Raw genomic sequence first — 13,351 nt, 5'->3', positions numbered from 1 at the left:
GAGCTATGCTTCCATTTTTTGCAACCAAGAACGCACATTTACCTCTTGGTTAATAATGTCGCTTAATTCCTCTATTTTAACACGTTTTTGTTTCATAGTGTCTCTATGACGAATGGTAACAGTGTTATCCTCTAAAGTATCATGATCTACAGTAATACAAAAAGGAGTACCTGCCGCATCTTGACGACGGTATCTTCTTCCTACAGCATCTTTTTCATCGTAAGAAACTGCAAAATCCCACTTTAAGTCATCAACGATTTTACGAGCTACTTCTGGTAACCCATCCTTTTTAACTAAAGGTAAAACTGCTGCCTTTGTTGGAGCTAAAACCGCAGGTAATTTTAATACAGTTCTTGATGTTCCGTTTTCTAATTCTTCTTCTTGTAATGAATTTGAAAAAACAGCTAAGAACATTCTATCCAACCCTATTGAAGTTTCTACTACGTATGGCACATAGTTTTTGTTTTCTTCTGGATCGAAATATTGTAATTTCTTACCCGAAAACTCTTCGTGTGCTTTTAAATCAAAATCGGTACGAGAGTGAATTCCTTCTAATTCTTTAAATCCGAATGGAAATTTGAATTCGATATCCGCAGCAGCATCAGCATAATGTGCTAACTTTTCATGGTCATGGAAACGATAATTGTCTTCTCCCATACCTAATGATAAGTGCCATTTTAAACGAGTTTCTTTCCACTGTTCGTACCATTCTTTTTGAGTTCCTGGCTTCACAAAAAATTGCATTTCCATTTGCTCAAACTCACGCATTCTAAAAATAAACTGGCGTGCTACAATTTCGTTACGAAAAGCTTTACCGGTTTGTGCAATTCCGAAAGGAATTTTCATACGACCCGTTTTTTGCACGTTTAAGAAGTTTACAAAAATTCCTTGTGCAGTTTCTGGGCGTAAGTATACTTGCATAGCGCTATCGGCAGAAGCTCCTAACTGCGTTCCAAACATTAAGTTGAACTGCTTTACTTCTGTCCAGTTTTTACTTCCTGTTAGCGGATCAGCAATTTCTAACTCTTCAATCAACGCTTTTACATCAGCTAAATCTTCATTTTCTAACGACTTTGCTAATCGACTTAAAATTGTATCAATTTTCTCTTGATATCCCAAAACTCTACCGTTTGTAGATATAAACTCTTCTTTATTAAAAGAATCGCCAAAACGTTTTGAAGCTTTAGCTACTTCTTTATCAATTTTAGCTTCAATTTTAGCGCAATAATCTTCTACTAAAACATCTGCTCTATAACGCTTTTTAGAATCTTTATTGTCGATTAATGGATCGTTAAAAGCATCAACGTGACCTGAAGCTTTCCAAGTAGTTGGATGCATTAAGATTGAGGCATCAATACCTACAATGTTTTCGTGCATTTGCACCATTGCTTTCCACCAATAATCACGAATATTTTTCTTTAATTCTACTCCGTTTTGAGCATAATCATACACCGCACTTAATCCGTCATAAATTTCAGAAGACTGAAACACATAACCATACTCCTTTGCGTGCGATAAAACTTTTTTAAATTGATCTTCTTGTTTTGCCATGTTGCAAAAATAAATTAATTAAACTAAATAATTATTCTCAAAAACATACATTTGTAAAGAATTGCTAATTAATTAAAAATCTTTAAAAACCTATGAAAAAAAACTACATTGTTTTTATAGTTTTCACATTATTTTTTACAGTATTATATGGTCAAGTAAAAAAGACTAATGTACCTGATTGGGTAACTTTAACGGAATATGAGGTGAATCCAAAAATTGATTTAGAAGAAGTTGATCAAGGTAGTTTATTATTGTTGTATGATGAACAAGTCGATATAGATACGCAGGAAGATTACTTTAAATCAGCTACTAAAATTACCGATAATGTTGGAATTCAAAATTCTTCCACTATTAATGTAGTATACGATCCAAATTATCAAAAGCTATTTTTTCATACATTGTTTATTATTAGAAATGGAGAGAAAATAAACAAACTAAACTCTTCTGAATTTAATTTGTTAAGAAGAGAATTAAATGCTGAAAACTATATTTATGATGGCTCTATAACGGCTATGACAAATATTAGCGATGTAAGAGTAGGAGATATAATAGAGTATAGTTATACTATTAAAGGTTTTAACCCTATTCATAATGGCAAGTATGCATGTACTTATAACTTAGAAACTTCTACACCTGTAGGGTTCTTATTTTTAAAGATTCAATCAAAAAATGAAGTTCACACAAAACTATTTAATAGTAATATTGAAATAATTTCTAAGAAAAAGAACGGAAAGAATATTTATGTAGTAGAATCTAAAGATGTTAAACCTTTTGATTATGAAGAAAATACTCCTTCATGGCATATTACTTCTGGTGTTTTAAATATTAGCTGTTATAGTAATAATTGGAAAGAAATTATAGATTGGGGTATTAATGTTTTTACCTATGAGGATAAACTTTCGAGAGAGCTCGAGAAAAAGATTAATAACATTCAAGAAAAAAATAAAACAGAAGGTGGTAGAATAAAAGAAACATTAGATTTTGTTCAGAACGAAATAAGGTATTTAGGCTTAGAAAATGGTATAGGTGCTTTTAAACCTTTTCCGCCTAATAAAGTGTATAAACAACGCTATGGTGACTGTAAAGACAAGAGTTTACTTTTTGTTACTATGCTTAAAAAAATGGGAATTGAAGCCTACCCGATGCTAGTTAATACATATTTAAAGAGTACAATAAATGAATTATTACCATCGGCATACTTTTTTGATCATTGTGTAGTAAAAATTATTGATAGTAATAAGAATGAGTTTTATTATGATCCTACAATAACGAATCAAGGAGGGAAGTATAATAATACACCTTTTCCAGATTATAGATATGGGTTGGTGCTTAAAGGAGGGAATACGGAATTAGAAGAAATTACACCCGTTAATAATAATTTGGTTGAAATAATCGATAGTTATGTTTTAGATAAGGAAACAAGAGGCGCAAGTTTAGACATTACTTCTGTTTACTACAGTTCCGAAGCTGATGCTATAAGAGAGTATTATAAAAACAATAGTATTTCTTCAATAAAGAAAGAGTATGAAAACTATTACTCAAATTACCATTCTAATATTCACAGTAAACAGAATCCAGAGTTTATAGATGATTTAAAAGAGAATAAACTAACTGTTATAGAGTCGTATCAAATTGATAGTATTTGGAAATCATCTGTTTTTAATGATAAACAACTTATTGTAGAGTTTCAACCGTATTCAATTCTAAATTTATTGAGTATGCCAAGTAAAAATAACAGAGAAACTCCTTTTTACTTAAACTATCCAGCAGAAAGAAAGCATAAAACTATTGTAAAGTTACCTGGTGATTGGGATATAGATCAATCTAGTTTTTCAGTCAACAACGATAATATTTTTTACGATATGAATGTGTACTACAATAATGTAAGGAACGTAGTTACTATTGATCATGATTTTAAAAGTAAAAAAGACCACGTTACTGTAGATGAGTTTGGGACTTTCTATTCGGATTTAAAAAGACTTGATTCAAGTATGGGATATAGTATCATGAAATACCACGATGTTAATAGCTCTAGCAATTGGCATAAAATACTAGGACCAATAATATTTGTGTTCTTGTTAGTTTTTTACTCGTGGTTAGCTGTAAAAATATATAAATATGACCCTAAACCGGTGATAGAACCACATTTTGAAAAAAACAAACAAATAGGAGGGTGGTTAATATTAATAGCTATTGGATTGTGTATATCTCCTTTTAGTATTATAATTAATTTATTTTCTAATGATATTTATGTAACAGGAGAATGGATTTTACTTTCTATGAATTCAAACTTAATGATAGGAGTTTTATTTTTTATTGAAGTTTTATTTAACTCTCTTGTACTTGTTTTCTTTCCTTTAGCAATAGCTTTGTTTTTTAAGAAGAGAAGTAGTTTTCCAAAAGTATATTCGATTTTTTTAATTGCAAACTTTGTTTTTATAGTTGTCGATTATTTTTTAGCAAATAGTCTTTCTAATAAAGATATAATGAGTCCAAGCGTAGTTAACACTATCTTGAGGTTGTTTATCACAACGTCAATTATAGTACCTTACTTATTAATTTCAGATCGTTCAAAAGAAACTTTTGTAGTAAGATTAAATAAAAAGAGTGATGTTTAACATCACTCTTTTTTATTTAATTTATAGTACGATTATCGTAAATCTATTGTAGTATTTCCAGAGAAATTACCTTCTACAAAAGCACTTATAGTATATTTTCCTTTTTTAATGTCGTCTCGGTTCACTAAAACTAATGAAACCAAGCTCAAACGATTATTGTCGTAGCTTACTTCAAGTGAATCGGTATACTGAATTTTAGCTCCGTCATTAAGGTTGAATTTACCTTTTGGAGCGATTACTTTTTTGTTTTCATCAATAATTTGAATATATACGCGTTTTTCACCAGCGGTTGTAATCGGATTTTCTAGTAAGTCGAAATTAACTCTAAAAGCATCTGTTCTACTAGATCTTGAAGTTGTAGTTAATCTTCCGCTACTACGTTCTTTCATAGCGATTGCTCTTACTGGTGTAGTTTTAATAATACCACCAATAGCAACTTTTTCTTCAAGTTCTTTGTTTTTTTCAACCAATGTTTCGTTAACGCTATCTTTTTGCTGAAGAATTTCATTGGTAATTACATTTTCTTGGGCTAACGCTTCATTTGCGTTATTTAACGAATCAATTTGAATGAATAGCTTTTTGTTTTCACGTTCAAGAGACGCAATTTTTCTTCTGTATTTTCTAATTAGACTAAAGTTACTATCCTTAAGGTTTTTAATAGAGTCTCTTAAACTTTTCATTTTGTTTAACTCTATTTCTAGTCTATCAGATAAACGTTTTTTACTAACAACTACATCTGTATAGTCTTTAATAATTTCATCAAGATCTTGTTGCAATTCTGCCTTTTCTTGAGAAAAAATGTTGTTTAAAGTTTTGTTTTCGTTTGATTTTTGAAATGAAAAATAAGCTAAGAAAGCACAAATTAATACTAATAAAATAATTAGGACATTTTTCTTGTTTGGGGGATTGTTCATAATTTAGGGGATTTGTTTGGTTAAATTTTATCTGAGATTAATAGTGGTTTTTCCTGAAAAAACACCATTAACAAAAACGGTTATATGGTATTTATCGGGTTTTATTTTTTTACGATCTACATTAATAAAAGAAATAGCAGTCATTTGCTTGTTGTTGTACTCTACATTTAATAAATCGCTATATATAATAGTTTTATTGTTACTTAACCTTGCTTTTTTTAGAGGGGAAATCACATTAAAATTATCATCGGTTAATTGAATGTGTATAGGTTTATTGCCAGAAGAAATTACTTTATTTTCTAACAAATAAAACTCTATCCTAAAAGCATCGGTTCTGTTGGCTCTAGAAGTAGTAGTAAAGCTACCACTTTTCCTTTTTTTCATAGCGTCAACTTTTAACTTAGAAATTTCTATAGCTTCAGCAACTGCTATTTTTTCTTTAAGAATACGTTGTTCTTGGTCTAAATGACGGTTTTTGTATTGTAGTTCAGTGTTAAGAGTTTCTTTTAAAATTAAGGCTTCATTTACACTATCGTTTATCGAAAGTAGGTTGTCGTTGGCTTGCTTAAGGGAATCTACCTTAGAAAAAAGAGAGTAATTCTGTGTTGCTAAAGTTTCAATTCTTTTTCTGTAGTAACTAATCAGCTTATAGTCAGCTTCTTCTAGGTTTTTTATTGAGTCTCTTAATTGAACAATCTTTTGAAGCTCGTCTTTTACTTGAGAAGAGTATTGATTGTTTTTTTCAGTAATATCAGAGTAATTATCAATAACTCTATTAAGTTCGTTTTCTAAATCTAATTTTTCAACTTTTAAAACTTCTTTTAACTCTGAGTAATCTCTAGCGTTCTCATAAGATAGAAAACTTATGATTAAGATTAATAAAATTAAAAAGGCTATAAAGCCATTATTTTTCAAATTAGATGATATCATCATTAAATTGGGGATATGATGAACTTAAATCGTTCTGCGCTAATATATTATTTTTTTACACATTTATAAATAAAAGCAGGAGGAAAGTTTAAAGGTTCAAAACTTAGTTTGATTGAATTACCAAAAACTTCTTTTAATTTCTTGTAATAAGTTAAGCTATATTGATACTGAATAAAAGCACCGTTAATAGCTAAAAACTCAAAGTTTTTAACTAAAATATCGTGTGAAATTTCTTTAGGAATAATAGTTAAAGGTAAACTAGAAACTATATAATCGGCTTTTGAGTATCCTAATTTTTCTATTTCTGATTTAATTTTCTCAGCAGAAGCTTTTAAAACAATTAGCTGTGGATGATTTATTTTTTTTAACTCTTTGTAAAAAGCGTCGTTTATTTCAAAGCAAACTAGTACAGTATTGGGTTTAATTTTATCTAAAATATGGTGTGTAATTGCTCCGTTACCAGGACCTAATTCAACAATAACTTCAGCAGCGCTAAAGTTAATTTCTTTTAGCATTTTATTAGCTAAGTATTTAGAACTTGGAATAACTGTACCCGATGTTTTGTAGTTTTTAACTGCTTCTTTAAAAAAATTAAACTTTTTACTCAAAATATATTTTCTTTTTACTTTTTGTATCTTTCTATAAAAATGCTTGTAAATATGCGATTTTTAAAAGATATATTCTATTTGTTTTACCCTAATTTATGTATAAACTGTGAATCATCTTTGTTGCAGAACGAAAAATTCCTATGTGGAATTTGTATGAACGACCTACCAATTATAAACGATAATGAACATGTAAATGTTACATTACAGTCTACTTTTTACGGTAGAATTCACTTACAAAATGTTCGTTCGTTTTTGTATTATCAAAAGGGTGGAATTACTCAAAAACTAATTCATCAATTAAAATATAAAAATCAACCAGAAATTGGAACTTTTCTTGGTAACTGGTTTGGGAGTGAACTTCTTACATCTGAAGTTTTTGCTACTGTTGATTATGTTGTTCCGGTGCCTTTACATTATCAAAAGGAAAAGAAAAGAGGGTATAATCAAGTAACTTTATTTGGAAAAGAACTAAGCAAAATTCTAGATATAGAATATAAACCGAATATACTCGTTAGAACATCCACAACAAAAACTCAAACCTTAAAACAACGATTTGAACGGTTTTCCGACAGTAATACGAAGTTTAAATTAACTGGTGAAAGAATTTTTGAAAACAAACACGTTTTATTAATTGATGATGTAATTACTACCGGAGCAACCATTGAAGCTTGTGCAAATGAGCTATTAAAAACCAAAAATATAACCATTAGTGTGGCTACCATGGCATACACCCAAAAAGGATAGAACATTCCATCTTAATTTACTACTTTTGAGTTTGGATTTAAAACCATCAATCTGTGAAAAATAAACACCTTATTTTAATTACACTTGTTGCTTTTGTTTTAGGAAGTTGTGCACGAAAAGGAAGACCCGAAGGAGGCCCTAAAGATGAAACAGCTCCTATTATGGTTACTGCAAATCCACCGTATGAAACAATTCGTTTTGATGATGATAATATCCGTATTTATTTTGATGAATATATTGTTTTAAAAGAGCTGCAAAAACAATTAGTGGTTTCACCACCCATGAAAAATCCACCATTAATTACACCCCAAGGAACTCCGAGTAAATACATCAACATTAAAATTTTAGACACTTTACAACCCAATACAACTTATACATTTAACTTCGGAAACGCAGTTCAAGACAATAATGAGAATAATAAGTTAGAGAGTTTTAAATATGTGTTTTCAACAGGAAGTTATATCGATTCTTTAAGAATTAAAGGTTCTGTAGCCGATGCTTTTGATAAAAAAGAAGTTAAAGAAGTAAGTGTGTTGTTGTATAAATTAGATAGCACGTATAACGATTCAATTATATTCAAACAAAAACCAAACTACGTTACAAGTACATTAGATTCCACAAATTTTGAGTTTAGTAATCTACGAGAAGGAAAGTACCTAATGTTAGCGTTAAAAGAACAAGCAAACGACTATATTTTTAGTAGTAAAAACGATAAAATTGGTTTTTTTGCTGATACTATTACCTTACCAGCTGATAGTGTTATAAACAAACCTATCCGTTTTTTTAAAGAAATTCAACCGTATAAATTTAAAAGAGGAAAAGAAGTAACCAAAGGAAAAATTCAGTTTGGTTTTGAAGGAAAGCAAGACAATATGAATGTTGAACTGTTGTCTGAAGTTCCTGAAGATTTTAAATCATTTTCTCAGTTTGAAAAAGATAAAGACACACTTAATTATTGGTTTACACCTTTAGAAAAAGATTCGTTAAATTTTATAGTTAACAATCTGAATTTTAAAGATACAGTGACGGTTTTTTTACGAAAAAAGAAGATAGATTCGTTGTCGGTATCATCGAGTGTAGGTAGTGTTTTACATCTAAAAGACACCATGTTTATTAACACGAACAACCCAATAGTTTCGTTCGATAAGACTAAATTTTCATTAGTAGATAATGATACGGTTGATATAGCGTTTGAATTGCAACAACAATCGATTAATAAATTAGCGGTGTTCTTTGAAAAGAAACCAAAACACGGATATACTTTTAAAGGGCTTCCTAAAGGAATTGTTGATGTTTATGAAACGACTAACGATAGCTTAGATTATAAATTTACTACTCGTGCAGTTGATGATTATGGAAGCATTGTGTTAGATGTTAAAAAGGAAACAAAGCACCCAGTTATTATTCAACTATTAAGTAGAGACGAGGTTGTAAAAACAGCCTATGTTTCGGAATCTAAAAAAGTAGAGTTTACCCTATTAGACCCAAAGGAATACACGGTAAGAGCTATTATTGATGAAAACAATAACCGTGCTTGGGATACAGGAAACTTCTTGCTGCGAAAACAACCAGAGCAAATTATTTATTTAGAAGCAGAGTTTAAGTTAAGAGCCAACTGGGTACAAAACGAAACATTTGTTATAAGTGACCAATAACGCTTTTAATGCGCCTCTAACCAATTAATACCTGTATCAATTTCAACATCTAACGGAACGCTCATTGTAAAAGCATTTTCCATTTCTTGTTTAATGATAGGCTTTATAATGTTTAACTCATCTTTGTGTGCATCAAAAACCAATTCATCATGTACCTGTAATAACATTTTCGATTTGAAGTTTTCTTGCTCAAATCGTTTGTGAATGTTAATCATAGCAAGTTTAATAATATCCGCTGCTGAACCTTGAATAGGTGCGTTTACAGCATTTCTTTCTGCTGCACCACGAACAATGGCATTACGCGAATTGATGTCTTTTAAATAACGACGACGACCTAAAATGGTTTCAACATATCCGTGTTCACGAGCAAAATCAACTTGTTCAGCAATAAAATTTCTCAGTTTAGGATAGGTTGCATAATAAGTGTCAATTAATTCTTTCGCTTCCGAACGAGTTAAATCGGTTTGATTGCTCAATCCAAAGGCTGAAACCCCATATATAATTCCGAAGTTTACCGTTTTCGCATTGCTACGTTGTTCGCGAGTTACTTCGTTAATTTCAACATTAAAAACCTTAGCAGCAGTTGAAGCATGGATATCTTCGCCACTTTGAAAAGCCTTAATCATGGTTTCTTCTTCGCTTAACGCAGCTATAATTCGTAATTCTATTTGACTATAATCTGCAGCTAATAAAACATAATCTTCATTTCTTGGAATGAAAGCCTTACGCACTTCTTGTCCGCGTTTGGTACGGATTGGAATGTTCTGTAAGTTCGGGTTGTTAGAACTTAAACGTCCAGTAGCAGCAACCGCTTGAGCATAAACTGTATGCACTCTTCCTGTTTTTGGATTGATTTCATTCGGAAGTGCATCAACATAAGTACTTTGTAATTTTTTATACTGACGATACTCTAAAATATCAGAGACAATTTGATGGTCTTTCGCTAAATACGAAAGCACATCTTCTGCAGTTGAATATTGCCCTGTTTTTGTTTTCTTAGGTTTGTCAACCAATTTTAATTTGTCAAATAAAATAGGTCCTAACTGTTTTGGAGAGGCAATATTAAACTCTTCTCCAGCTTGCTGATATATGTTTTGTTCTAATTGTAAAATATCTTTGGTTAACTCAACAGATAACGATTTTAAGAAATTGGTGTCTAAGTTAATTCCTTCAATCTCCATAGCGGATAGTACAGAAACTAACGGAGTTTCAACCTCGTTAAAAAGTTTGGTAACATTTCCGCTTTCTAATTCCTTAGCAAAATGTTCTTTTAACTGATACGTTACATCGGCATCTTCAACAGCGTACTCAGTTTGCTTTGGTAAGTCAACTTCTCGCATAGAAAGTTGATTTTTCCCTTTTTTACCAATCAATTCAGTGATTGAAACAGGTTGATAATTCAAGTAAGTTTCTGATAACACATCCATATTATGACGCATATCAGGATTGATTAAGTAATGCGCAATCATTGTATCAAACAACTTACCTTTAACTGGCATATTGTAATTTGACAATACTTTGATGTCGTACTTTAAATTATGACCTATTTTCTCAATATTCTCTGCCTCAAAAAATGGACGGAATTCTTCTAAAACAGCTGTGGTTTCTTCTTGATTTTCTGGAAAGGCAACATAATAACCTTTGCCAGCTTCCCAAGAAAAAGCGATTCCAATTAATTCGACTTCCAAGGCTTTTAAACCAGTGGTTTCGGTATCGAAACAAACAGATTTTTGTTGTAATAATTTTTCTAACAAGAGTTTTCTTGAAAGAGGTGTATCAACTAATTGATAGAAGTGATTGGTGTTGTCTATTGTTTTATATCCGTTGCTATTGGTTTCTTCGGAAACATTTCCGCTACCAGGAGCAGCAAATAAATCGAACTGACCAGAAGTAGTAGTTTTTGCAGCTTTTGGTTGTTCACTTACCGTAGTATTTTCTTGATTTTCTTGTGAAGTAGCAAACGTTTTTAAGAAATTTTCAATCAAACGACGAAATTCTAACTCAGTAAAAATTTCTTTTGTAGCTTCAATGTCTGGTTGCTCAAAAATGAGTTTATCTAATTCTAATTCAACAGGAACATCAAGCATAATAGTTGCTAATTGTTTTGAAAGCAAGCCAAGTTCGGCATTTGCCTCAACTTTTTCTTTCATTTTTCCTTTTAGTTCATGGGTGTTTGCTAACAAACCTTCCATAGAACCATAGGCAGCAATGAATTTTTTAGCAGTTTTTTCACCTACACCAGGTAGCCCAGGGATGTTATCAACAGAATCTCCCATCATACCCAAAAAATCGATTACTTGCAACGGATTTTCAACTTCAAACTTAGCTTTTACTTCTTCAACTCCCCATTTTTCGTATCCGTTACCCATACGTGGTGGACGATACATGTAAATATTGTCGGAAACTAACTGCGCATAATCTTTATCAGGGGTTACCATGTAGGTTTGTAACCCTTCTTTTTCAGCTTTTTTGGCAAGTGTACCAATAATATCATCAGCTTCGTAGCCTTCTTTTACAATGGCAGGAATTTTCATAGCTTCCAATATTTTTTCGATATACGGAACCGCAATTCGAATAGCTTCTGGTGTTTCTTGTCGGTTGGCTTTGTATTCAGGAAAAACCTCAACACGATCTACACTTCCTCCTTTGTCAAAACACACCGCTAAATAATCAGGTTTTTCACGTTTAATTACGTCTAATAAAGAATTGGTAAACCCCATAATTGCTGAGGTATCTAACCCTTTAGAATTAATTCGCGGATTTTTTATAAAAGCGTAATAACCTCTAAAAATAAGTGCGTAAGCGTCGAGTAAAAAAAGTCGTTTTTGGTCTGCCATGGTTTGTTAAGCTGGTTGAAATAAACTATTTGGTACCGATTTGTTTTGTGAAATTAGTACCCAGAGTTTGTAAGTATTCTGAAGGTAAAGCTACGAAACTTTAAAAGATGTTAAAAATCAATTTACAGGAAAAGGAATATATTGTTAAACTCTTCTAAAAATCAAACTGTTAAAGTTTTAAAAGAAGTAAATTTGCCAAAATTTTTTATATGCCCCGTAGAGTTATAATCACTTTTGCCATTATTGGTATTTTAATTTTTATATCAGAATATTATACATTTCAAGCGTTAAAAACAGTAACTAGATTTAAACCTCTAAAATGGATTCTTCTTGCTGTAAGCTTACTGATTTATATTAATTTTTTCTATACAATCTCCTCAATGAGTAGAGCAGATGGGCAAACAATTACTTTTCAATGGGCATTTGGTTGGTTGTTAATAGCATTGGTGCCAAAGCTATTTGTAATGTTGTTGCTTTTTGGAGAAGATGTGTTTAGAGGAGGGCAAAAAATTGTTTCTTTTTTTACTTCGCAAACCAAACCACTCGCAGGACGCAGAAAGTTTTTATCGCAGCTAGCTTTAGGATTAGCATCAATACCTTTAGCGAGTTTATTATACGGTGTTTTTAAAGGGAAATTTAATTACAAAGTTGTAAAGTACCAATTAGCGTTCAAAGATTTACCAGATGCTTTTGATGGATTTACGATTTCGCATATTACCGATATTCATTCAGGAAGTTTTGATAATAAAGAAAAAATTCAGTACGGAGTTGATTTAATTAACGAGCAACAATCAGACATTATCTTTTTTACCGGTGACATTGTAAATAATTTTGCTCATGAAATGAACGATTGGGTTCCTGTTTTTTCACAGTTAAAAGCATCAATGGGAAAATATTCAATCTTGGGAAATCATGATTATGGTGATTATTCCGATTGGAAAACTCCAGAAGATAAGAAAGCGAATTTTCAAGCAGTAAAAGATATTCACCCAAAAATTGGATTTGATTTATTATTGAATGAAAACCGTTACATTGAAAAAGACGGACAAAAAATAGCTTTAATTGGTGTAGAAAACTGGGGAAAAGGATTTAACAAAGCAGGAGATTTACAAGTAGCTTCTGAAGGAATAAAGCAAGAAGATTTTAAAATTCTTTTAAGCCATGACCCAAGTCATTGGGAGTATAAGGTAAAGCAAGACAATTTTAACTATCAACTAACGTTAAGTGGTCATACTCACGGATTACAATTTGGTATAGAAATTCCAGGTTGGATTAAATGGAGTCCTGCTAAATACGTATACAAACAATGGGCAGGATTGTACGAAGAATTTGGTAGGTATATTAACGTAAACCGTGGGTTTGGGTATCATGCCTTTCCTGGTAGAGTAGGAATTTGGCCTGAAATTACCGTAATTGAATTAAAAAAAGCCTGATTTTCAGTATTTTTAAGGTTTACATAACAACTACATAACAAAAAATTAGTAATTTTAGGCA

Annotated in this window: 9 protein-coding genes; 4 read left to right on the top strand and 5 right to left on the bottom strand. The window is 31.2% G+C overall.

The window, feature by feature from the left end; translation table 11 throughout:
* Positions 1 to 3: 3 nt before the first annotated feature.
* Entirely contained in the window at positions 4 to 1,551 is a 1,548-nt protein-coding gene (locus tag ACKTST_RS11960; RefSeq protein ID WP_408047974.1) for a glycine--tRNA ligase, read from the bottom strand.
* A 92-nt stretch (positions 1,552 to 1,643) separates the two neighbouring features.
* Here ACKTST_RS11960 and ACKTST_RS11955 point away from each other — a divergent pair, with 92 nt between their 5' ends.
* Entirely contained in the window at positions 1,644 to 4,169 is a 2,526-nt protein-coding gene (locus ACKTST_RS11955; RefSeq protein WP_408047973.1) for a DUF3857 domain-containing protein, read from the top strand.
* Positions 4,170 to 4,201: 32 nt separating this feature from the next.
* On the opposite strand, the gene ACKTST_RS11950 is transcribed toward ACKTST_RS11955, so the two are convergent.
* Genes ACKTST_RS11950 through ACKTST_RS11940 form a run of 3 tightly spaced genes read right to left on the bottom strand, consistent with a single transcriptional unit; the run spans position 4,202 to position 6,621 of the window.
* On the bottom strand, positions 4,202 to 5,083 hold the full coding sequence (locus tag ACKTST_RS11950) for a hypothetical protein (RefSeq protein ID WP_408047972.1): 882 nt from the start codon (positions 5,081 to 5,083) through the stop codon (positions 4,202 to 4,204).
* Positions 5,084 to 5,110: 27 nt separating this feature from the next.
* On the bottom strand, positions 5,111 to 6,016 hold the full coding sequence (locus ACKTST_RS11945; RefSeq protein WP_408047971.1) for a coiled-coil domain-containing protein: 906 nt from the start codon (positions 6,014 to 6,016) through the stop codon (positions 5,111 to 5,113).
* Positions 6,017 to 6,060: 44 nt separating this feature from the next.
* Positions 6,061 to 6,621 carry a class I SAM-dependent methyltransferase gene (locus tag ACKTST_RS11940; protein WP_408047970.1) on the bottom strand — a complete coding sequence of 187 codons (561 nt, stop codon included), beginning with the start codon at positions 6,619 to 6,621 and terminating at the stop codon, positions 6,061 to 6,063.
* Positions 6,622 to 6,774: 153 nt separating this feature from the next.
* Between ACKTST_RS11940 and ACKTST_RS11935 the strand changes: the two genes are divergently transcribed.
* Together ACKTST_RS11935 and ACKTST_RS11930 are read left to right on the top strand one after the other, a co-directional pair.
* Positions 6,775 to 7,365 carry a ComF family protein gene (locus ACKTST_RS11935; RefSeq protein WP_408047969.1) on the top strand — a complete coding sequence of 197 codons (591 nt, stop codon included), beginning with the start codon at positions 6,775 to 6,777 and terminating at the stop codon, positions 7,363 to 7,365.
* A 53-nt stretch (positions 7,366 to 7,418) separates the two neighbouring features.
* The gene (locus tag ACKTST_RS11930) at positions 7,419 to 9,020 is read left to right on the top strand and encodes an Ig-like domain-containing protein (RefSeq protein ID WP_408047968.1); all 1,602 of its coding nucleotides are present in this window, start codon (positions 7,419 to 7,421) and stop codon (positions 9,018 to 9,020) included.
* Positions 9,021 to 9,025: 5 nt separating this feature from the next.
* Here ACKTST_RS11930 and polA read toward each other — a convergent pair whose 3' ends face one another.
* Positions 9,026 to 11,857, bottom strand: coding sequence for a DNA polymerase I (gene polA / locus ACKTST_RS11925; RefSeq protein WP_408047967.1), 2,832 nt, complete (start codon positions 11,855 to 11,857; stop codon positions 9,026 to 9,028).
* A 209-nt stretch (positions 11,858 to 12,066) separates the two neighbouring features.
* Here polA and ACKTST_RS11920 point away from each other — a divergent pair, with 209 nt between their 5' ends.
* Positions 12,067 to 13,290, top strand: coding sequence for a metallophosphoesterase (locus ACKTST_RS11920; protein ID WP_408047966.1), 1,224 nt, complete (start codon positions 12,067 to 12,069; stop codon positions 13,288 to 13,290).
* The last annotated feature ends 61 nt before the right edge of the window (positions 13,291 to 13,351 follow it).

Source organism: Tenacibaculum crassostreae (assembly GCF_964512405.1).
Classification (GTDB): Bacteria; Bacteroidota; Bacteroidia; order Flavobacteriales; family Flavobacteriaceae; genus Polaribacter; species Polaribacter crassostreae.
Note: the sequence above shows the minus strand (reverse complement) of the source record. Positions and strands in the feature narration are given on the sequence as shown.

Bases quoted from the DNA above. Each gene is read 5' to 3' on its own strand.
- ACKTST_RS11945 (WP_408047971.1), bottom strand. From the start codon at position 6,016: ATGATGATATCATCTAATTTGAAAAATAATGGCTTTATAGCCTTTTTA.
- ACKTST_RS11935 (WP_408047969.1), top strand. From the start codon at position 6,775: ATGAACGACCTACCAATTATAAACGATAATGAACATGTAAATGTTACA.
- ACKTST_RS11960 (WP_408047974.1), bottom strand. From the start codon at position 1,551: ATGGCAAAACAAGAAGATCAATTTAAAAAAGTTTTATCGCACGCAAAG.
- ACKTST_RS11950 (WP_408047972.1), bottom strand. From the start codon at position 5,083: ATGAACAATCCCCCAAACAAGAAAAATGTCCTAATTATTTTATTAGTA.
- ACKTST_RS11920 (WP_408047966.1), top strand. From the start codon at position 12,067: ATGCCCCGTAGAGTTATAATCACTTTTGCCATTATTGGTATTTTAATT.
- ACKTST_RS11955 (WP_408047973.1), top strand. From the start codon at position 1,644: ATGAAAAAAAACTACATTGTTTTTATAGTTTTCACATTATTTTTTACA.
- polA (WP_408047967.1), bottom strand. From the start codon at position 11,857: ATGGCAGACCAAAAACGACTTTTTTTACTCGACGCTTACGCACTTATT.